This window comes from Micromonospora sp. WMMB235 (assembly GCF_001855515.1).
Taxonomy (GTDB): Bacteria; Actinomycetota; Actinomycetes; order Mycobacteriales; family Micromonosporaceae; genus Micromonospora; species Micromonospora aurantiaca.
In genome coordinates this window covers 4,890,291-4,910,296 of the sequence record NZ_MDRX01000001.1, presented here as the reverse complement: position 1 = coordinate 4,910,296, position 20,006 = coordinate 4,890,291, and the positions used below count along the sequence as shown (strand labels likewise).

The 20,006-nt window shown below is 74.0% G+C and carries 14 protein-coding genes, 2 pseudogenes and 1 riboswitch; of the genes and pseudogenes, 5 read left to right on the top strand and 11 right to left on the bottom strand.

What is annotated here, in order from left to right; all coding sequences use genetic code 11:
• Positions 1 to 51 precede the first annotated feature (51 nt).
• Positions 52 to 1,869 (bottom strand): glycerol-3-phosphate dehydrogenase/oxidase, encoded by a 1,818-nt coding sequence (locus BFV98_RS21600; RefSeq protein ID WP_030272120.1) that lies wholly within the window; start codon positions 1,867 to 1,869, stop codon positions 52 to 54.
• 68 nt (positions 1,870 to 1,937) lie between these two features.
• Between BFV98_RS21600 and BFV98_RS21595 the strand changes: the two genes are divergently transcribed.
• From BFV98_RS21595 to BFV98_RS21585, 3 genes are all read left to right on the top strand, one after another.
• On the top strand, positions 1,938 to 4,343 hold the full coding sequence (locus tag BFV98_RS21595) for a S8 family serine peptidase (RefSeq protein WP_071097603.1): 2,406 nt from the start codon (positions 1,938 to 1,940) through the stop codon (positions 4,341 to 4,343).
• Positions 4,344 to 4,386: 43 nt separating this feature from the next.
• Entirely contained in the window at positions 4,387 to 5,313 is a 927-nt protein-coding gene (locus BFV98_RS21590; protein WP_013288851.1) for a GNAT family N-acetyltransferase, read from the top strand.
• Positions 5,314 to 5,383: 70 nt separating this feature from the next.
• Positions 5,384 to 5,626, top strand: a complete 243-nt coding sequence (locus BFV98_RS21585; RefSeq protein WP_013288852.1) for a hypothetical protein — start codon at positions 5,384 to 5,386, stop codon at positions 5,624 to 5,626.
• A 71-nt stretch (positions 5,627 to 5,697) separates the two neighbouring features.
• Here the strand turns inward: BFV98_RS21585 and groL are convergent, their stop codons facing one another.
• From groL to BFV98_RS21570, 3 genes are all read right to left on the bottom strand, one after another.
• Positions 5,698 to 7,320 (bottom strand): chaperonin GroEL, encoded by a 1,623-nt coding sequence (gene groL / locus BFV98_RS21580; RefSeq protein WP_013288853.1) that lies wholly within the window; start codon positions 7,318 to 7,320, stop codon positions 5,698 to 5,700.
• A gap of 274 nt (positions 7,321 to 7,594) precedes the next feature.
• Positions 7,595 to 8,947: a hypothetical protein gene (locus tag BFV98_RS21575; RefSeq protein ID WP_071097601.1), complete on the bottom strand. Its 1,353-nt coding sequence runs from the start codon at positions 8,945 to 8,947 to the stop codon at positions 7,595 to 7,597.
• A 110-nt stretch (positions 8,948 to 9,057) separates the two neighbouring features.
• Positions 9,058 to 9,261 carry a cold-shock protein gene (locus tag BFV98_RS21570; protein WP_013288855.1) on the bottom strand — a complete coding sequence of 68 codons (204 nt, stop codon included), beginning with the start codon at positions 9,259 to 9,261 and terminating at the stop codon, positions 9,058 to 9,060.
• A gap of 218 nt (positions 9,262 to 9,479) precedes the next feature.
• On the opposite strand from BFV98_RS21570, the gene BFV98_RS21565 reads away from it, so the two are divergent.
• Positions 9,480 to 9,995: a GNAT family N-acetyltransferase gene (locus BFV98_RS21565; protein WP_013288856.1), complete on the top strand. Its 516-nt coding sequence runs from the start codon at positions 9,480 to 9,482 to the stop codon at positions 9,993 to 9,995.
• A 63-nt stretch (positions 9,996 to 10,058) separates the two neighbouring features.
• Here the strand turns inward: BFV98_RS21565 and paaN are convergent, their stop codons facing one another.
• From paaN to thrC, 3 genes are all read right to left on the bottom strand, one after another.
• The gene (gene paaN / locus BFV98_RS21560) at positions 10,059 to 11,732 is read right to left on the bottom strand and encodes a phenylacetic acid degradation protein PaaN (protein ID WP_176921714.1); all 1,674 of its coding nucleotides are present in this window, start codon (positions 11,730 to 11,732) and stop codon (positions 10,059 to 10,061) included.
• Positions 11,733 to 11,784: 52 nt separating this feature from the next.
• Positions 11,785 to 12,804, bottom strand: a complete 1,020-nt coding sequence (locus tag BFV98_RS21555) for a GNAT family N-acetyltransferase (RefSeq protein ID WP_071097599.1) — start codon at positions 12,802 to 12,804, stop codon at positions 11,785 to 11,787.
• A 382-nt stretch (positions 12,805 to 13,186) separates the two neighbouring features.
• Positions 13,187 to 14,476 carry a threonine synthase gene (gene thrC / locus BFV98_RS21550; protein ID WP_071097597.1) on the bottom strand — a complete coding sequence of 430 codons (1,290 nt, stop codon included), beginning with the start codon at positions 14,474 to 14,476 and terminating at the stop codon, positions 13,187 to 13,189.
• A gap of 12 nt (positions 14,477 to 14,488) precedes the next feature.
• Positions 14,489 to 14,621: riboswitch (SAM riboswitch) on the bottom strand.
• A 170-nt stretch (positions 14,622 to 14,791) separates the two neighbouring features.
• Between thrC and BFV98_RS21545 the strand changes: the two genes are divergently transcribed.
• A complete protein-coding gene (locus tag BFV98_RS21545; RefSeq protein ID WP_255368193.1) occupies positions 14,792 to 15,445 on the top strand; it encodes a DUF4232 domain-containing protein in 654 nt (217 codons plus the stop codon).
• A 55-nt stretch (positions 15,446 to 15,500) separates the two neighbouring features.
• On the opposite strand, the gene BFV98_RS21540 is transcribed toward BFV98_RS21545, so the two are convergent.
• From BFV98_RS21540 to BFV98_RS33095, 4 genes and pseudogenes are all read right to left on the bottom strand, one after another.
• On the bottom strand, positions 15,501 to 15,947 hold the full coding sequence (locus tag BFV98_RS21540) for a DoxX family protein (RefSeq protein WP_013288861.1): 447 nt from the start codon (positions 15,945 to 15,947) through the stop codon (positions 15,501 to 15,503).
• 151 nt (positions 15,948 to 16,098) lie between these two features.
• Positions 16,099 to 17,016 (bottom strand): ABC transporter permease subunit, encoded by a 918-nt coding sequence (locus tag BFV98_RS21535; RefSeq protein ID WP_013288862.1) that lies wholly within the window; start codon positions 17,014 to 17,016, stop codon positions 16,099 to 16,101.
• A pseudogene (locus tag BFV98_RS21530) lies at positions 17,016 to 19,073 on the bottom strand (ATP-binding cassette domain-containing protein); the annotation flags it as partial. The gene BFV98_RS21535 and the pseudogene BFV98_RS21530, both read right to left, overlap by 1 nt.
• 104 nt (positions 19,074 to 19,177) lie before the next feature.
• Positions 19,178 to 19,880 (bottom strand): annotated as a pseudogene (locus BFV98_RS33095) (alpha/beta hydrolase); the annotation flags it as partial.
• Between the last annotated feature and the right edge of the window lie 126 nt (positions 19,881 to 20,006).

Here is a 20,006-nt window from a genome sequence, read left to right as displayed (position 1 = left end):
CTTCCGTAGGTAGCGCGCACTACCGGCCGAGCGGCCCGGGTAGGGGATCCCCTACCTGGGGGAGGCCGGAAGTTCAACGCCCGGACCGTCGGTGCCCCGGTCGGCCTCGAATCCGCGGACGTCGGGCGCGCCGAGGCGGGCCGCGTCGGCAGCGATGTCGTCCGGCATGAGCTGCGACTCCCGCTCGGCCAGCACCCGCGCCCGGTAGTGGGCGACCTCCCGGTCCCGGGTCGCCGCGTCCCAGCCGAGCACCGCACCCATCAGCTCCGCGGCGTGCTCCGCCGACTCCAGGCCGCGGTGGCTGGTCTCGATCGAGATCCGGGTACGCCGGGTGAGCACGTCCTCCAGGTGCAGCGCGCCCTCGGCGCGGGCGGCGTACGTCACCTCGGCGGCCAGGTATTCCGGCGCGCCCGCGAGCGGCGAGCCGAGCAGCGGATCGGCGTCGACCAGGGCGAGCAGTTCCAGCGTGAGGCTGCCGTAGCGCTCCAGCAGGTGCTCGACCACGCCGACCGCCACCCCGTGCCGGCGGGCCAGGTCGGCCCGGTCCCGCCACATGGCGGCGTACCCGTCGGCGCCGAGCAGCGGCAGGTCGGCGGTACGCGAGGAGCGGGTCCGGCCGAGCCGGTGCATCGCGCGGTCGACCACGTCGGAGGCCATCACCCGGTAGGTGGTGTACTTCCCGCCCGCGACCAGCAGCAGGCCGAGCATCGGCTCCACCACGGCGTGCTCGCGGGACAGCTTGGAGGTGGAGTCCGCCTCGCCGGCCAGCAGCGGGCGCAGCCCGGCGTAGACGCCCTCGATGTCGGCGGTGGTCAGCGGCCGGTCCAGCACCATGTTGACCTGCGACAGCAGGTAGTCGATGTCGCTCGCGGTCGCGGCCGGGTGGGACCTGTCGAGTTGCCAGTCCGTGTCGGTGGTGCCGATGATCCAGTGCCCGCCCCAGGGGATGACGAACAGCACGCTCGTCGCGGTACGCAGGATCAGGCCGGTCTCGCCGACGATCGCCGAGCGGGGCACCACGAGGTGCACCCCCTTGGAGGCCCGGACCCGCAGCTTCGGGCGCAGCCCGACGTCGTTGAGCATCCGCGACATGTCGTCGCTCCACACGCCGGTGGCGGCGATCACGGTGCGGGCGCGTACCTCGAACTCGGCGTCCGGCGAACCGGCGGGCGCCTCCAGGTCGCGGACCCGCACGCCGGTGACCTCCCGGGCCTGCCGGGTCAGGCCGACCGCGCGGGCGCTCGTCACCACAGTCGCGCCGAGGCTCGCCGCGGTACGCGCCAGCGTCACCACCAGGCGGGCGTCGTCGACCTGGCCGTCGTAGTAGCGGATCGCGCCGGCCAGCTTGTCCGGCCGGAGGCTGGGGAAGATCCGGCGGGTGCCCTCGCGGGTGAGGTGCCGGTGCAGCGGCATGCCGCGACCGCCGCCGAAGATCCCGGCGAACGCGTCGTACGCGGCCACGCCGAGGCCGTAGTAGGAGCGGCGGAAGAACCGCCGGGGCAGGTCGCCCGCGCCGCCCTCGGCGGGCAGCGGCACCAGGATCGGCACGGGCCGGACCAGGTGCGGCGCGAGCCGGGTGGCGAGCAGACCGCGCTCGGTCAGCGCCTCGTGGACCAGGTGGAACTCCAGCTGCTCCAGGTAGCGCAGGCCGCCGTGGATCAGCTTGCTGGACCGGCTGGACGTGCCGGCGGCGTAGTCGCGCGCCTCCACCAGGGCGACCTTCAGCCCTCGGGAGGCGGCGTCGAGCGCGGCGCCCGCTCCGGTGACGCCACCGCCGATGACCAGCACGTCGAACCGCTCGGCCCGGAGGCGGCGCAGGTCGTCGGCGCGGCGCTCGGCGGACAGCCGGCCGGCCGTGGATCGGGACACACTCGGGTCACGCACCAGTCAACGGTAACCGTCCCGGGCGCGCGGCGACACGGCCCGGCCGTACCGTGATGACCATGCTGACCGGTCCGCCGCTCGCCCCCGTACCGCCGCCACCGCGCGAGACCGGTCCGTGGCCGGTCGTGGCGGCGGTGGCGACCGGGGTGTGGATCGTGCTGGTCACCGTGCCGGGCCAGATCACCGGCTGGCTGGTCGACCAGGTGGCGCTGGTCATCGGCGCGGACCGGCCGGTGGCGGCCTGGCCGGTGGTCGCGGTGGCCACGGTGCTGCTGGCCGGCGCCCCGGCGCTGGCGCTCGCGCTCGCGCCCCGCTCCCCCGCGCTGCGGGCGACCGGCCGGGCCTGGACCGCCGCCGTGGTCGCGCTCGGCGCGACCACGCTGCTGCGGACGGTGCCGCCGGTGCACCACGAGGCGTACCTGGCCGCGCTCGCGGTGACCGCCGCGGCGCTCGCGCTCGTCGCCGTCCGTCTCGGCCGGGTCCGGCCACCGGTGGTGGTGGACGCGGCCCCGGAGGGCCGGTTCGGGTCGGTGTCGCTGCTGGCGATCGCGGCCGGGCTGGCCGTACTCCTGCCGTGGGCCTGGGTGGGCGCGCTCGGCGGAGCGCTGGAGACGCTGCTCGCCGGCCTGGCCGCCGCCGCGCTGGGCGCGCTCGCCGGGGCACTGCTCGGCGCCGGTTTCTGGGCCGCGTTCGGGCCGGGTCCGGTCCGGCTGGTGCTCGTCGGCGGTCTGGTCGCGGGTGTCGCGTTGACGCCGCTCGCGGCCGGCGCCGGGCAGTCGGGCGTGCAGTTGCCGGCGCTGGTGCTGCTGCCGCCGCTCGGTTTCGTGCTGGCCGCGCTGGAGGCGGCGGCCCGCCACGCGGGTCGTTCGGCCGGGCCCGCGCCGGTGCGCCGGCTGGTCGGGCTCGCCCTGCTGGGGCCGCTGGCGTTCACCGACCCGGAGGAGATCAGCCTCCTGCTGTCCGCCACCCGCGACGCGCCGTTCTGGGTCGCGGTGGGCACCGGCGTGGCGTTCGCCGTCGCGGTCCTGCTCGCAGTCGGGTACGGCGTGCTGCTCGCCCGGTCCCGCACCCGCGCGCCCCGGCGCGGTCCGGCCGCGCTGGTCGCCGCCGCGCTGCTCGCCGCCGTCGCCGTGGTGTACGTGGTCCCCGGCCGGCCCGGACTGTACGGCGAGCGGCTGCTGGTGGTGCTGCGCGAGCAGGCCGATCTGACCGGCCTGCCGGCCGGGACGCCGGGCCGGGCCGGGCGGGACGTCCGGGCGACCGAGGTCTACCGGCGGCTGGTGGCGACAGCCGACCGCACGCAGGGCGACCTGCGCCGCACGCTGGCCGGGATGCGGCTGAACCCGACGCCGTACTACCTGGTGAACGCGATCGAGACGGACGGCGGGCCGGCGGTGCGGGCCTGGCTGTCGAGTCGTCCCGAGGTGGCCCGGGTGCTGGTGAGCCAGCGCCTGCGCCCGCTGCCCGCGCTCGCCCCGCAGGCGCGCGGCGACGCCCCGGCGCCGGCCGGCCCGGCCTGGAACGTCTCGCTGATCGGCGCGGACCGGGTCTGGTCGGACCTGGGCGTCACCGGGTCCGGCGTGGTGGTCGGCAGCTCCGACTCCGGGGTGGACGGCCGGCACCCGGCGCTCGCGGGCGGCTTCCGGGGCGGCGACGACTCGTGGTACGACCCGTGGGAGGGCCGCAGCGCCCCGGCCGACCGGGGTGGCCACGGGACGCACACGCTCGGCAGCGCGGTGGGCCGGGACGGGATCGGCGTGGCGCCGGGTGCGAGCTGGGTCGGCTGCGTCAACCTGGAGCGCAACATGGGCAGCCCGGCCCGCTACCTCGACTGCCTCCAGTTCATGCTGGCCCCGTTCCCCGAGGGCGGGAACCCGCTCACCGACGGCCGTCCCTCACGCGCCCCGGACGTGCTCACCAACTCGTGGGGCTGCCCGCCGGTGGAGGGGTGCGACCCGGGGGCGCTGCGACCGGCGACCGCCGCGCTGACCGCGGCCGGCATCCTGGTGGTGGCCGCGGCCGGGAACACCGGCCCGTCGTGCGGCTCGATCAACGATGCGCCCGCGCCGTACCCGGACGTGCTGACCGTCGGGGCGGTGGACCGGCAGCGGCGCGTCACCGAGTTCTCCAGCCGCGGCCCGGCGCCGGACGGTCGGGCCAAGCCGGACCTGGTCGCCCCGGGCGCCGCGGTGCTGTCCGCGATGCCGGACGGCGGGTACGCCACCCTGGACGGCACCTCGATGGCCACGCCACAGGTCGCGGGCGTGGTGGCGCTGATGTGGTCGGCGAACCCGGCACTGGTCGGAGACCTGGAGCGGACCCGGGCGATCCTGCGCGACACCGCGCAGCCGGTCACCCAGCCCGCCGACGCCTGCGGTGGAACGCAGGACGTCTCCGGCGCCGGGCTCGTCGACGCGTACGCGGCGGTCCGCGCGGCCCGGTCGGTGGCGACCGGTTAACAACCCTGTCCATTGGTCTGCCGATGCCCTAGGGTCGGCGTCCATGGACGTGGAGATCATCGAGCTGGGCCGGGACCGGCTGCCCGAGGTGGTCGAGCTGTGCCGGCTGTCGTTCGATCTGCCGGAGGATGCGGCCGAGGCGTCAGCCGTGGTGGTCACCGTGGCGGAGCGGGCCGCAGCCGACCGCCCGGTGCTGCGCCTCGGTGCGGTACGCGACGGCGCGCTGGTCGGCGTACTCGTCGGGTCGCTGTCGGCGGCCGATCCGCGCCTCGGCCACGTCGACCTGGTCGCTGTCGCGCCCACTGAGCGCCGCCAGGGCGTGGGCGGGGCGCTGCTGACCGAGGCGGAGAGCCGGCTCGGCGCGCTCGGCGCGGCCGAGGTGCTGCTCGCCGGCAACCCGCCGCACTACGCCTGGCCGGGCGTCGACGTGCGCTACACCCCGGCGGTCTGCGCCGCGCAGCGGCTCGGCTACCGGCAGGACCGTACCGCCTGGAACATGACCGCCGAGCTGTCCGAGGGGTCGGCGGCGCTGCGCCCCACCGAGGCCGCCGAGCAGCGGCTGGCCGGGCGGGGCGTGACGGTACGCCGTGCCGCCTCCGACGACCTGCCGGCGCTCGCCGCGTTCGCCAGGTCCACGTTCGGCGGCGCCTGGGACGGTGAGCTGGCCGGTTCGGTGGGACGGCCGGACGCGGGTGTGCACCTCGCCGAGCGGGACGGCGAGATCCTCGGGTTCGCCGCGTACGGTTCGGCGCGGCCGAGCTGGTTCGGGCCGATGGGCACCGCACCGGCGGCGGAGGGCTCCGGGATCGGCGGCGTGCTGCTGCGCCGGTGCCTGCGCGACCAGGCGGCGGCCGGGATCACCGCGGCGCAGATCGGCTGGGTGGGGCCGGTGCCGTTCTACTCGAACGCGGCGGGCGCCCGGATCGAGCGGGTGTTCTTCCTCTACCGGAAAGCCATCAAAGGGGCATAGACGTCAATAGTGCCATTCAGCCTCCTTCGCCATCGACCGGGCTCTACGGTCGGAGCAGAGGAGGCGGTGCATGACCACGAATGACGAACGGGCCGAGGATCCGGCGGCGGCCCGGCGCCCGGCCGACGAGCTTCCCGGCCAGCTCCCGTTCGACCGGCTCGACGTCGGCGACGCCGAGCAGCTCGCCGAGCTGACCGGCGCAGACGCACCACCGGTGGAGGAGCCACGGCAGCCGGTGGACGAGCCGAGGCGGCCGCCACCGCCGTACGACAGGGCGCACAAGCGGCGCAACCAGCGCCGGCTGCCCACCTGAGCCGGATACGCGGAAAGGGGGCGGACCGCTGACGCGGCCCGCCCCCTTCGGCGTACTGGGTGGAGCTGGACTCAGAAGTCCATCTCCCCGCCACCCGGGCCCGCCGGGGCGGCCGGGGTCTTCTCCGGCTTGTCCGCCACGACGGCCTCGGTGGTGAGGAACAGCGCGGCGATCGAGGCGGCGTTCTGCAGCGCGGAACGCGTCACCTTGGCCGGGTCGATGATGCCCGCGGCCAGCAGGTCCACGTACTCGCCGGTCGCGGCGTTGAGGCCGTGACCCGGGTCGAGGTTGCGGACCCGCTCGACGACGACGCCACCCTCCATACCGGCGTTGACGGCGATCTGCCGCAGCGGGGCGTCCAGCGCGATCTTGACGATCTGCGCGCCGGTCGCCTCGTCGCCGGCCAGGTCCAGCTTGTCGAAGGCGGTCTTGCCGGCCTGCACCAGCGCGACGCCACCACCCGGGACGATGCCCTCCTCGACGGCGGCCTTCGCGTTGCGGACGGCGTCCTCGATGCGGTGCTTGCGCTCCTTCAGCTCGACCTCGGTGGCCGCGCCGACCTTGATCACCGCAACACCGCCGGCCAGCTTGGCCAGACGCTCCTGCAGCTTCTCCCGGTCGTAGTCGGAGTCGCTCTTGTCGATCTCGGCCCGGATCTGGTTCACCCGGCCCTGGATCTGCTCGGCGTCGCCGGCACCGTCGACGATGGTGGTCTCGTCCTTGGTCACCACGACCTTGCGGGCGCGGCCCAGCATCTCGAGGCCGGTCGCGTCCAGCTTGAGGCCGACCTCCTCGCTGATGACCTGGCCACCGGTGAGGATGGCGATGTCGGTCAGCATGGCCTTGCGGCGGTCACCGAAGCCCGGCGCCTTGACGGCGACCGACTTGAAGGTGCCACGGACCTTGTTGACCACCAGGGTGGCGAGGGCCTCGCCCTCCAGGTCCTCGGCGATGATCAGCAGCGGCTTGCCCGACTGCATGACCTTCTCCAGGATCGGGAGCAGGTCCTTCACCGACGAGATCTTGCTGTTGACGATCAGGATGTACGGGTCGTCGAAGACGGCCTCCATACGCTCCGGGTCGGTCATGAAGTAGGCGGAGATGTAGCCCTTGTCGAAGCGCATGCCCTCGGTGAGCTCGAGCTCCAGGCCGAAGGTGTTGCTCTCCTCGACGGTGATGACACCTTCCTTGCCCACCTTGTCCATCGCCTCGGCGATGATCTCGCCGACGCTGGGGTCGGCGGCGGAGATGGAGGCGGTGGAGGCGATCTGCTCCTTGGTCTCCACGTCCTTGGCGAGCTTGAGCAGCTCCTCCGAGACGCTGGCCACGGCGGCCTCGATGCCCCGCTTCAGGGCCATCGGGTTGGCGCCGGCGGCCACGTTGCGCAGACCCTCACGGACCAGGGCCTGGGCCAGGACGGTCGCCGTCGTCGTGCCGTCACCGGCGACGTCGTCGGTCTTCTTCGCGACCTCCTTGACCAGCTCGGCGCCGATCTTCTCGTACGGGTCCTCGAGCTCGATCTCCTTGGCGATGCTCACACCATCGTTGGTGATGGTGGGGGCACCCCACTTCTTCTCGAGCACGACGTTGCGGCCCTTGGGGCCGAGGGTCACCTTCACGGCGTCGGCGAGCTGGTTCATGCCCCGCTCGAGGCCGCGGCGCGCCTCTTCGTCGAACGCGATCATCTTGGCCATACGGCGTTGTCCTCCTGGACACTCACGGGCCACCCGGATGCCCGGATGGGCCGTCTGGTGTACGCACCTTGGGGACGTCGCCACCTGGCGACGACGACGTCTCCTCGGTCGGGCCGGACAGCCCGCGACGACCGGCCTCGTACCGCTCCGGCGTCCCTTCGGACACCGGCGCGGCCGTGGCCCTACCGCCCCGACCTTCTGGCACTCACCGTACGCGAGTGCCAATGACTTGTTTAGCACTCTCCCTAGCCGAGTGCAAGCACGACAGCCCCGCTCAGCCGAGTTCCGCCGCCAGCCGGGCCGCGTTCACCGGGCCTTCCTGAGCCCGCTGTTCGGCGTACGTGACGACCAGCCCGACCTGCTGCGCCAGGTAGGCCGGTGCAGCCAGCAGGGCGCCGAACACGGCGAGCGCCACGGCGCCGATCGCGGTGCCGACGGCCTTCATCGGCTCGACGCCGAACACCGCCCCGCTGATCCCGCCCACGACCGCGTCCAGCACCGTCGCCGCGAGGAGGACAGCCATCACCAGCGCGACCCGGCCCAGCACCATGCCGAACCGGCTGTGGAACAACCGCCACGCCCGCCCGATCGGCTCCCGCCGCTCGAACAGGTAGACCGGACCGAACAGGGCCAGCGCGAACGCGGCGTAGAGGCCAGGCAGCAGGCAGAAGCAACTGCCGATCATGACCAGCAGCGAGACCAGGAGCGTCCAGCCCCACAGGCCGAGGGCACGGCGCAGCCCGTACCGGAAGGCGGCGCCGAGTCCGGTCGGTTCGCCGGCCGCCTGGCGGGCGACCACCCAGGTGCCGGCGGCCCAGCCCGCCGCCTGGAGCAGGCCGAACACCAGCCCGGCGGACAGGAGCACGCCGTAGAAGGCGAACATCTGCCCCCAGAAGCCGGCCGGCAGCACCGGCGCACCGTCCGGGGCGGTCGCCATCTCGCCCTCGGGGCTGAAGACGAGCGTGAGGACGCCGATCACCGCCGCCGGGACGACCTGGGTGAGCAGCACGATGGGCAGCAGTTGCCGCCAGCCGCGCCGCAGCGCGGCGGTGCAGCGGGCGAACCAGGGACCGATGCCCGCGTGCGGCGGGTTGACGAGCGGATCCTGCGGGTCGATGCCCGGGAACCAGCCGGCGTACGCCCCGGGACCGGCCGGCACCGGGTACGCCGCACCGGGGACCGGGTAGGCCGCACCGGGCATCGGATAGCCCGGGTACGCCGGACCACCCCATCCCGGCGGCGGGGTGCCCGGCGGCGCGTTCCAACCGTGCGGAGGAGTGCCCGGCGCGTTCCAGCCCTGCGGAGGAGTGCCCGGCGGCACGGTCCAGCCCTGCGAGGTGTGGCCGGGTGAGGTGTCATCCGGCGCGGTCCATCCGGGCGGGTTGGCCGGGAACGGGGCGCCGGGCTGCGAGGTGTCGTACCCCGGCTCGGCCGGGACGATCGGCACGGGGCCGGTATGACCGGCCCACGGGTCGGCGCCGGACGCGCCGGAGGCGGGCGTGGCCCCTCCGGTGGTCCCCGACGGTCCCGGTGCCGGCTCGGCGGCAGGCGGCGGGGGCGCGGTCGGGTCGGCCGGAGGGCCGGACGCCGCCGGCTCGGTGGAACCCGACGGGGGCAGATCGGACATGGGCCCTCCTCAGCGACTACGGCTGGAACGGCTCATGATCTTCCATGGTGGTCGGCCGCAACGCAGCCCCCGGGCCGGGGTCCGGTCGCGGGAGCACCGCCCGCCGCAGGTCAGGCGATGACGCGGACCCGCTCGGCCTGCGGACCCTTCTGCCCCTGCGCGATCTCGAACTCGACGCGCTGGCCGTCGTCGAGCGCCTTGTAGCCGTCCATCTCGATCGCGGAGAAGTGGACGAAGACGTCCTGCCCGCCGTCGACGGCGATGAAGCCGTAGCCCTTTTCGGCGTTGAACCACTTCACGGTGCCCTGTGCCACGGTGCACTTCCTCACTCTGCGCGGCGTTCCAACACCCGGAAACCGGCGGACCGGCACCGGTGGCGCACCGGTCCAGCGATCGGCGACGCTGAATTCGGTGACCGAAATCGCACGCTACACGAGGCGTGACGACGGCGCACGACCACAAATCGGGCATATTCCGGGGCGTACCCGGGCCTGTCGCACACCCGTCGCGGGCCGTCCGGTATGCATGCGGCATGACCAGCGTGAGCACCACGACCACCGTCCGCCGGGTCCGGCCGGAGGACGCCGGCCGGATGCGGGCGCTCCGGCTGGAGATGCTGGCCGACTCCCCGCTGGCCTTCCTGGAGACGGTGGCCGAGGCCGCCGCCCGGCCGCACGCGGAGTTCGCGGCCCGGGTCGCGGCCGTCTCCCGGGGCGACCACACCGCGCAGTTCGTGGCCGACCCGGGCGGCCGTCTGGTCGGCCACGCCGGCGGCATCGCCGCGCCGGACGAGCCGGGCCTGACGCTCGTCTACGCGGTCTACGTGACGCCGGCCCGGCGGGGCAGCGGCCTGCTGGCGGCGCTCGTCGACGAGGTGGCTGCCTGGTCGCGCGCCTGCGGACGGCCCGAGCTGATGATGGAGGTGGTGGTCGGCAACGACCGCGCCTACCGGGCCTATCAGAAGCTGGGCTTCGTGGACACCGGCGTACGCGTGCCGCACCCCCGGATCGCCGGTCTGCACGAGCTGCAGATGCGCCGCCCGGCCTGAGCCGGCGCGGCGTTAATAAGGGGCCCCTCCTCTACCGGAGGCGTTAAGAAGGGGCCCCTCCTTTCAGACGTGCCGGCGGCTCTGCACGATGCGGAACCGGTTTGCCACGTACGCGCCGTCGGTCAGCGCCGAGTTGGCCGCCGCGTTCGCGCCCGAACCGTGGAAGTCGGAGAACGCCGCCGACTGGTTGACGAACACCCCGCCGGTCAGGTTGCAGGACAGGTGCACCCCGGCGTCGATCGCCGCCGCCTCGGCCGCGTCCAGCACCGCCTCGTTCGTGGAGTAGACGCCCGCGGTCAGCGCGCCCTTCTCCCCCACCGTCTCGCGCAGGATGCGCAGGCTGTGCTCGGTGGAGTCGGTGGCGATGGCGAACGAGATCGGCCCGAACCACTCCCGCGAGTAGGTGGCGGTGTCGGACGCGTCGAGCTTCACCACAGTCGGCGTACGCACCACCGCGCCGGGGAAGGACGGGTGCTCGACGGTGCGCGACTCCAGCACCGGCTCGCCGACCTTGGTGACCTCCTCCAGCCGCTCCAGCACGCCGTCGTTGACGATCGCGCCGGTCAGCTCGACGCCCCGGGCCGGGTCGGCGGTCAGCTTGGCGACCGCGCCGGCGATCCCGGCCGCCACCTCGTCGAAGCTCTTGTGACCCTGGTCGGTCTCGATGCCGTCCCGCGGGATCAGCAGGTTCTGCGAGGTGGTGCACATCTGGCCGCTGTACAGCGTCAGCGTGAAACCGAGGTTGCGGCAGAGCCCGGCGAAGTCGTCGGTGGAGTCGATCACCACCGTGTTCAGGCCGGCCTTCTCGGTGTAGACGGCGGCCTGCCGGGCGTTCGCCTCCAGCCAGTCGCCGTACTCGGTGGAGCCGGTGAAGTCGACGATCTTCACGGCCGGGTGCAGGGCCAGCGTGGTGGCGAGCTTCTCGCCGTCGGTCTCGGGGGCGAGCTGCACCAGGTTCGGGTCGAAGCCGGCCTCGGCGAGCACCTGGCGGGCGTACCTGACGGTGATCGCCAGCGGCAGCACCGCGCGCGGGTGCGGCTTCACCACGACCGGGTTGCCGGTGGCGAGCGAGGCGAACAGACCGGGGTACGAGTTCCAGGTCGGGAACGTGTTGCAGCCGATGACCAGCGCGACCCCGCGCGGCACCACGTGGAACGTCTTGGTCATCCGCAGCGGGTCGCCCTTGCCGGCGGCCTTCTCCCAGCCGGCCGTCCCCGGGTGGCGGGTCATCTCGGCGTACGCGTAGGCGACCGCCTCCAGCGCGCGGTCCAGCGCGTGCGCGCCACCGGCCTGGAACGCCATCACGAACGCCTGGCCGCTGGTGAACTGCACCGCGTTGGCCAGCTCGAACACGTTGCGGTGCAGCCGGTCCAGGATCTCCAGGCAGACACCGGCCCGGGCCTGCGGGCCCGCGTCGCGCCAGGCGGGCAGCGCGGCGCTCGCGGCGGACACCAGCTGGTCGGCGCCCGCGTGCGGGTAGCGCACGTCCAGCGCCACCCCGAACGGGCTGGCCTCGGTGGCCACCGTGGTGCCGTCACCGGCCTGGTCGAGCGGGAAGTCCCCGCCCAGGTACGCCTCGAAGGCGGCCTTGCCGTCGGCGGCGGCGGTCTCGCCGTACACCCGGGGGCTGGGCGACTCGGGATAGGCCGACCAGTACCCGCGCTCCGCGATGGCGGTCAGCGCCCGGTCGAGGGTCTCGCGGTGCCTGTCGTACAGGGGGTGCGGGGTCTCCGTCATGCCCGCCATCATGCAACAGAAAGGCACCAGATCAGTAGGGGCGTGTCACAACTCAGATCGTCAACTGCCAGTCGACCGAACCGGCGGCGGGGCGGAACCCGAGTTGCTCGTTGATCGCGATCATGTGGCGGTTCACGGCCGCGTTCCAGGTGTCGACGGCCCGCAACGCCGGTTCGTGCGCCAGCGCGTACTCCAGGTTCCCGGCCTTGCAGAGCAGGCCCAGCCGGTGGCCGCGGTGGCCGGGGTCGACGAGGGTGATCTGCTGCCAGGCGTGGTCGGTGCTGCTCGCGTCCAGGCTGAGCTGGGTCCACCCGACCAGGCGGCCGGTCGCCTCGTGCACCGCGCCGGTGTTGTACCGGCGTACGCCCCGGGCGTCCAGTGCCCGCTCCGCGTCCCGCACCCGCGCGGCGTCCATCTGCTCCGGCTCCCAGTCCAGCTCGCCCATCGGCGCGTCGAGCAGCAGCCGGCCCTCCAGGTAGGCGACGTCCGCGACGTACTCCTCGGGCGTGTGGTCGCGCCACCGCACCGGCCGGTAGCCGGTCGCCGCGGCGCGCGCGTCGGCCAGCAGCGCGGCGAGCCGGTCACGGTCGAGCCCGGCCACGTCGAGGCGGCGGCGGACGTCGGCCAGCGCCGGCTTGGCGCCCACGGCGGCGGCGAACGCGGCACCGGGGAAGACCCGCCCCTCCTCGTCGGGCAGCGCGGCGACGGTAGCGCCGACCAGTCGTTTGCCGCCGTGCTCCCGCAGCAGCCGGACGCCGTGGTCGTGCAGCGTGCGCCCGATGCCCTGCCGCCGGCACGCCGGGTCCACGGTCAGCTCGACGCTCGCGTTCTCGGTGTTGTCGATCGTGTGCAGGTAGAGCCGGAGCCAGCCGACGGGCTGCCCGTCCAACCGGGCCACCAGCCAGCGCGTGTCGATGCCGGGCATCGGGTGCCGCAGCGGCGCCTCGAACCGCCGCCGGCAGAGGTCGGGCAGGTCCGGCTCGTCGACGGCCTGCGCGCCGCAGGCGATCCGGTAGACCGCGTCGAGCGTCTGCCGGTCGGTCGGATCCAGCGGCGTCACCGTGAGCGTCATGCCACCGAGGGTGCGCCGGACACAGCGAAGAGGCCAGCGGTTTTCCGCTGGCCTCTTCGGACGTTGGTCGGGAGGGACGTCCGCACAACGCCTCCGGCGTTGGGTCGCAAGAACTTGAAAAGTCTCCGGCGGATGCCCTCCCGCACGAAGCATCTTGCGCCGTCCGGTTCCTGCCGTCAAGTCCTTGAGGGCGGTTTTCTGGCACTCACCGCACATCACCGGTTACCCACCGGTCTCACCCGATCCCCCACCCGGGCGAGCCCCACCTCCCCCACCCGGCCACCCCCGCCGACGGCGGTGACCAAGGAGTTCGTGTCACGAAACGGCCCGGCCGGCGACACATACTCCTTGATCACCGCGCAGGTGGCGGAGGACCGGAAGGTCAGGCCAGGAGGCCGGCGTCGCGGGCGGCGCGGAGGCTGGGCTTGATGCGGTGGGTGGGGCCGACCTGGGTGGCCACCGCGTCGAGCGTCTTCAGGCCCTCGCCGGTGTTGAACACCACCGTCTCGGCGGCCGGGTCGAGCCGGCCCGACTCGACCAGCTTGCGCAGCACCGCGACCGTCACGCCGCCGGCCGTCTCGGCGAACACCCCTGTGGTACGGGCGAGCAGCCGGATGCCCGCGCGGATCTCGTCGTCGGCGGCGTAGTCCATCCAGCCGCCGGTACGCCGCACCGCCTCCAGCGCGTACAGCCCGGCCGCCGGGTCGCCGATGTTCAGCGACTTGGCGATGCCGGCCGGCTTGACCGGCACGATCGTGTCGGTGTCGCCGTGCAGCGCGGTGGCGATCGGGTTGCAGCCGGCCGACTGCGCGCCGAACACCTTCCAGCCGCCGGCCGGCGCCTCGACCAGCCCGATCTCGACCAGCTCGGCGAACGCCTTGTCGATCTTGGTGAGCAGCTCGCCGCTGGCCATCGGGATGACCACCTGGGCCGGGATCCGCCAGCCGAGCTGCTCGGCCACCTCGTAGCCGAGCGTCTTGGAGCCCTCCGCGTAGTAGGGCCGGACGTTCACGTTGACGAACGCGGTGTCCTCGAACTCGTCGGTCTCCACCAGCTCGCCGCAGAGCCGGTTCACGTCGTCGTACGAGCCGTCGATGGCGACCAGGTCGCCGCCGTACACAGCGGTGGTGACGACCTTGCCCTGCTCCAGGTCGCCGGGGATGAAGACGATCGACGGCACGCCGGCCCGGGCCGCGTGCGCGGCGACGGAGTTGGCGAGGTTGCCGGTGGAGGCGCAGGCGTAGCGGGCGAAGCCGAGCGCGCGGGCCGCGGTGAGCGCCACCGAGACGACCCGGTCCTTGAACGAGTGGGTGGGGTTCGCGCTGTCGTCCTTGACCCAGAGCGGCGCGGTGAGCCCCAGTTCGGCCGCGAGGTGCGGGGCGGCGACGAGCGGGGTCAGCCCCGGGTCGAGCGTGACCCGGGTGGCCGGGTCCTGACCGGCCGGCAGCAGCGCCGCGTACCGCCAGATGTTGTCCGGACCGGCCTCGATCTGCTCACGGGTGACGGTGGCGAGCGCGGCGGTGTCGTAGTCGACCTCCAGCGGCCCGAAACACTCGTAGCAGGCGTGCTGCGCGGCGAGCGGGTACCGCGCCGAACAGGCACGGCAGACCAGGGCGCGGGCCGGGCTGAGGGTGGTGTCGATACCGGTGGCGACGGGAAGCGTCGACGTCATGTCGAGGAGTTCCTCTCATCTTTCCCCGCATCGCCGGGTGCGGCGGGGACGGAATTGGCACCTGCCCGCTGTCGCTCGTCGTCGAGCGTGCGGGTGGTTGCCGGGGCGTCGTCGGGCCGTATCCCTCAGCCCCTCTGGATGAGGTATTCAGTTGTGCCGCCGAGTCTAGGCGCTGCTCACGGCCGCGCCACCTCGGGATCCCACGCTGTGGGCCGGCTCGGCGTCCGACCACCGCGACCGGCTCCACCACAGCGGGCTACCCGGGCCTGCTCGATGCGGTCCTCGCCGAGCGCGGCCGAGTGGCATGATCACCCGATGCGGAGATCGGTGCGCCTGATCGGCGCCCTCACCGGCGTGACGCTGATGGCAGCCTGCGCCCCGGCGCAGGGGCCCGCGGAAGGAGTGTCCGATCCGATGCCCACGGCGCCGCCGCGGCCGGGTGCCGCCACGGCCGAGCCGACGCCCGCCGCCACCTGCTCGCCGGAGGGCGTCGCGATCACCGAGCTGGGGGTGAGCGCCGCGATGGGGCTGCGGGCGATGGGCCTGGACCTGCTCAACTGCGGCGACCGGCCGTACGAGCTGCGCGGCTATCCGGCGGTCGCGCTCCGGGACGCCGACGGCGACCCGATCGAGGTGCGGATCATCCCGGGCGCCAAGCCGATCACCTCCGGCTTCGACCACCCGCCCACCCGGATCGTGCTGGCCCCCGGCGAGCGGGCCGGCGCGGCGCTGATCTGGCGGAACCTGGTCACCGACGCGACGGTGCCGGCGACGAACGGCACCGGACTCGACGTCGCGCCGGTGGCCGGCCGGCCGGCGCACCCGGTCGCCCTGGACGGGCCGATCGACCTCGGCAACACCGGCCGGCTGGGCGTCAGCGCGTGGGAGCGCCGCAAGCCCGGCCCGGCCGACACGCCCACGCCGGCCGCCCCGCCCTCGCCCACGACTCCGCCGGTCAATCCGCTGTAGGAACCAGAGCCCGGCACGGGAGCACCCCGACCGGGATCTGGTTCGGTGCGAACGCTCAGACCGGGACCGAGGCCGGCGCGGCGGCGGGCTCGGTCGCGGTGGACCGGCGGCGGGCCAGCAGCGCGTCGAGCGCCCAGTTTCCCGGGCCGAGCACCGCGACCAGCAGGAACGACCAGCAGAAGAGCGCGGCCAGCTCGCCGCCGTTCTGCATCGGCATCAGGTGGTGCGGCTGGTGCACCACGAAGTACGCGTACGCCATCGAGCCGGAGGCGAGCAGCGCGGCCGGCCGGGTGAACAGGCCGACGAGGACCAGCGCGCCGCACACGAGCTGGATCAGCGCCGCCCACCAGCTGGGCCAGGTGGCGAACGGGACGGCACCGCCGGTGGCCGGGTTGCCGCCGAACAGGCCGAAGATCGAGGCGGCGCCGTGGCAGAGGAAGAGCAGGCCGGTGACGATGCGGAACAGGGACAGCACGGGGTCTTTCAGCTGCGCCGGGATCATAGGGAACCTCCTGGTACGGGTGCCGGACGCCGTCCAGGATGGCGGGAGTATCGATTGATGTTAATCGATATCTTTGCAGGCGGGACAATCGCATGGGAACGCTCCCATGATATGGGCCGAGGCGCTCCCGTGGTGACCCCGTCCGATCACCTCAGCTCGTGACGTCCTTGCGGGTGAAGCGCCAGAAGGCCAGGCCCCAGAACAGCGTGGCGTAGACGACCGCCGAGAACGCGCCCTTGACCACGTCGTCGGTCTGCATCGGCGTCGACAGCAACCCCAGCCAGGCGCTGCTGTAGTGGGTCGGCAGCAGGTTCCGCAGCCCGCCCAGCGCGGTGATCTGGTCCAGGATGCTGGACAGGATCCACAGCAGCACCGCGCCGCCGACCGCGCCGAGCGCGGCATCGGTGGTCACCGACAGCAGGAACGCCAGTCCGGCCACCACCAGCAGCACGACCGCGAGATAGCCGAGCACGCCGAGCAGCCGCAGCAACCCGTCCGCCGGCGCCAGCTCGGCCGAGACCTGGCTGCTCAGTGGCTTCCAGCCGTACCGGAGCGTGCCGGCGAGCAGCGCGGTGCCGGCCAGCAACAGCAGGGCCAGCCCGGAGTACGCGAGCGCGACGACCAGCTTCACCGCGAGCAGCCGGGCCCGGGGCACCGGCACCGCCAGCAGGTAGCGCAGGCTGCCCCAGCTCGCCTCGCTCGCCACCGTGTCGCCGCAGAACAGCGCCACCACCACGACCAGCAGGAACGACGCGGACACCAGGATCGAGAACAGGGTGAAGTTGAGCCCGCCCGACGTGGCCAGGTCGGCCAGGCTGGAGAACTCGCCCCGCCCGCCGCCGTCGTCGTCCCCGGCGTCGAACTGGAACGCCACCAGGATGATCAGCGGCAGCAGCACCATGAACCCCAGCGCGAGCTGGGTACGCCGGCGCGACGCCTGCCGCCGGAACTCCGCGCCGAACGGGAGCGTGGCCGAGGGCCGGTAACCGGCCGCCGCCCCGCCCGCGCCCGGCGCCGCCGTACCGGACGTGCCGCCACCAGGCGACGATGCCACAGACGAACCCGCCATCACCGGTCCCCGCTTCCCCGAGAGTTCTCGCCCACCAGGGCGAGGAACGCGTCCTCCAGGCGGCGCCGGGGCACCACCCGGTCCACCCCGATGCCGGCGCGGACCAGTTCGGCCACCACCTCGCTGCGGGCGGTGCCGTTGGTGTCGACCACCAGCCCGCCCTCGGCGTCGGGCAGCACCCGTACGCCGTCGAGCCGGTCGAGCACCGTGCGCGCCGCGTCCGGGTCGCTCACCTCGAACAGCACGCTCGGCGACTCGCCGACGATCTCCTCCACCGGGCCGGACGCCACGATCCGCCCCTTGTTCACCACCACCGCGTGCGTACAGGTCTGCTCCACCTCGGCCAGCAGGTGGCTGGAGACCAGCACCGCCCGGCCGTCGGTGGCGTAACGCTGGAGCACCCGGCGCATCTCGGCGATCTGCGGCGGGTCCAGCCCGTCCGTCGGCTCGTCCAGCACCAGCAACTCGGGCAGGCCGAGCATGGCCTGGGCGATGGCCAGCCGCTGCCGCATGCCGTGGCTGTACTTCTTCGTCCGCCGGTGCACCGAGTCGCCCAGGCCGGCGATCTCCAGCGCCTCGTCGAAGTGCGCGTCCTCCCACGGCCGGCCGGTGGCCCGCCAGTACGCCTTGAGGTTGTCCAGGCCGGACAGGTGCGGCAGGAAGCCCGGCCCCTCGACCAGCGCGCCGATCCGGGACAGCACCGGCGAGCCCGGCACCAGCCGGTGACCGAAGACGTAGATCTCCCCGGCGGTGGGCTGGGTCAGTCCCATCAGCACCCGCAGCGTGGTGGTCTTGCCCGCGCCGTTGGGCCCGAGCAGGCCGACCACCTGGCCGGGGTGCACCTCGAAGTCCACGTCGGAGACCGCGACGAAGCCGTCCGCGTACTCCTTGCGCAGGTTGCGCACGGCGAGCGGGACGCCCGCGTACTCCGGGTGCACGGAGTCGTCCTGGCGACGGTGCCGGCGGCGGGTGAGCAGCACGACCACGACGAGCCCGGCCACGATCGCGACGAGCAGGCCGGCCAGCGCCCAGCGCCAGATCGCGGCGGTGGTGGGGATCGGCGTGGCGTCGACGGTGGGCAGCGTCAGCGGCCCGTCGGCGAGCGCCACCGTGTGCACGGCCGGTTCGGCGGGCGAGGCGTACGCCTGGTCCGACGTCGCCACCACGAGCCGCAGCCGGTGCCCGGCCTCGACCCGCCGGACGATCCCCGGCAGCGTCACGGTGACCGGCGTGGCCGCGTCGACGGTGGCCGGCAGGCCGGTCAGGCGCACCGGCGCGACCAGGCCGGAGGGCAGCGTGGCAGCGCCCTGCGGGTCGACGTCGTAAAGCTTCACGAAGAGCACCGCCTCGCCGGTCGGTGAGGCGGCCCTGATCCGCACGGTGGGCGCGCCCACCACGTCGACCGGCTCGTCCAGCGGCGCCGACTCGAAGCGGGCGTGCTGGCCGGGGATGTCACCGGCGACGCCGTCCAGCAGCGAGCCGAGCGCGCCCGCGAACGGCACCGAGGAGATCGCCGCCGGGTTGCCGTTCGGCGGTACGGCGACCGGCTGGGGCGGACCGGCGAGCGTCACCTCGCGGCGGTCCTGCCCGGTCAGCCCCGGGTAGTCGGCGGTACGGAAGCCGGTCGCCACCAGGCCCCGGTCGAGCGCGTCGAACCCGGCGATCCGGGAGAACGTGAACGTGTCGCCGGGCGCCGCCCCGTCGCCCTTGACGTAGTGGTCGAGCCACTGTGCGGTCAGGAACTTCACCCGGTCGGAGTCGGAGGTGGGTCCGGAGCCGCCGTCGTGGCCGCCGGTGAACCAGGCGACCCGTACCGGGGTGCCGGCGGCGGCGATGCCCCGGGCGTTGGCGTCCGCCTCGGCCAGCGGGAACAGCGTGTCCGCCTCGCCCTGCACCAGCAGCGTCGGCGACTTGATCCGGTCCAGCACGCCGGCCGGCGACGACCGGCGCAGCAGTTCGACCGCCGCCGCGTCGGCCCGGCCGGTGGTGGCGATGCGCAGGTACGCGGCGCAGACGTCGGCCGCGAAGCGCCCGCAGGACGGGTCGGCGGCGCCGGCCGGCGCGCGACCGGCACCGGTGCCCGGCCCGGCGCCCGGCTGCGGGCTCGGCGGGCCGGCCGACTCGGGTGCGCCCTCCGGTGCGGCGGCGGTGGCCCCGGAGAGCCCGGCCGGGCCGGATCCGGCGTTCCCGCCGCCGCCGAAGAAGATGCCGGCCCAGCCCTTCTTGAACACGCCGTCGGTGGGCTGCCGGCCGCTGCTCTCCGGCAGGAATGCGCGGGACAGGTCGTTCCAGGTGATCATCGGGACGATCGCGTCGATCCGCTGGTCCTGCGCGGCGAGCAGCAGGGCCAGGCCGCCGCCGTACGAGCCGCCGACCACACCGACCCGGGGGTCGCCGGCCGCGTCGAGGCGGATGTCCGGCCGCTGCGCGAGCCGGTCGAGCAGCCGCTGCGCGTCCCGCACCTCGTAGTCGGGGTTGTCCAGGTGGATCTGGCCGCCGCTGCGCCCGAACCCGCGGGCGGTCCAGGTGAGCACCGCGTACCCGCGGGCGACCAGGTCCTCGGCGTCGGAGCGGACCGAGTCCTTGGTCCCGCCGAAGCCGTGCGCCAGCAGCACCGCCGGCACCCGGTTCGACGACGAGGCGTCCTCCGGCAGGTAGAGCGTGGTGTCCAGGTCGACCGGCTCGTCGCCGGAGGGCCCGGAACGCACTGTCACCAGGGCCGGCTCGGTCCGGAAGTCCGCGCCCCGCGGCCGGGCCACCCAGACCAGCGCGGCGGCGACGAGGACGACCACCACCACTGCGGCGACGATGCGGCGCGGATGGCCGGCCAGGGCGCGCCGGAGCCGCGCGGCGGTTGATCTCATGCGCCACACGGTACGGGCCGACGGCTGAGCATTCGCTGAGATCCGCCGTACGTCTGTCCGGTTGCACCGATCGTCGCGTAGCGTCCGTCATCCGCCAAAGGTCCAGAGCATCCCAGCGGGACGTAT

What these genes read in the sequence shown, in the direction of transcription:
- BFV98_RS21575 (WP_071097601.1), bottom strand. Translation starts at nt 8,947, where the DNA reads ATGTCCGATCTGCCCCCGTCGGGTTCCACCGAGCCGGCGGCGTCCGGC.
- paaN (WP_176921714.1), bottom strand. Translation starts at nt 11,732, where the DNA reads ATGACGGAGACCCCGCACCCCCTGTACGACAGGCACCGCGAGACCCTC.
- BFV98_RS21535 (WP_013288862.1), bottom strand. Translation starts at nt 17,016, where the DNA reads ATGGCGGGTTCGTCTGTGGCATCGTCGCCTGGTGGCGGCACGTCCGGT.
- BFV98_RS21545 (WP_255368193.1), top strand. Translation starts at nt 14,792, where the DNA reads ATGCGGAGATCGGTGCGCCTGATCGGCGCCCTCACCGGCGTGACGCTG.
- BFV98_RS21555 (WP_071097599.1), bottom strand. Translation starts at nt 12,804, where the DNA reads ATGACGCTCACGGTGACGCCGCTGGATCCGACCGACCGGCAGACGCTC.
- groL (WP_013288853.1), bottom strand. Translation starts at nt 7,320, where the DNA reads ATGGCCAAGATGATCGCGTTCGACGAAGAGGCGCGCCGCGGCCTCGAG.
- BFV98_RS21595 (WP_071097603.1), top strand. Translation starts at nt 1,938, where the DNA reads ATGACCATGCTGACCGGTCCGCCGCTCGCCCCCGTACCGCCGCCACCG.
- thrC (WP_071097597.1), bottom strand. Translation starts at nt 14,476, where the DNA reads ATGACGTCGACGCTTCCCGTCGCCACCGGTATCGACACCACCCTCAGC.
- BFV98_RS21585 (WP_013288852.1), top strand. Translation starts at nt 5,384, where the DNA reads ATGACCACGAATGACGAACGGGCCGAGGATCCGGCGGCGGCCCGGCGC.
- BFV98_RS21565 (WP_013288856.1), top strand. Translation starts at nt 9,480, where the DNA reads ATGACCAGCGTGAGCACCACGACCACCGTCCGCCGGGTCCGGCCGGAG.
- BFV98_RS21540 (WP_013288861.1), bottom strand. Translation starts at nt 15,947, where the DNA reads ATGATCCCGGCGCAGCTGAAAGACCCCGTGCTGTCCCTGTTCCGCATC.
- BFV98_RS21590 (WP_013288851.1), top strand. Translation starts at nt 4,387, where the DNA reads ATGGACGTGGAGATCATCGAGCTGGGCCGGGACCGGCTGCCCGAGGTG.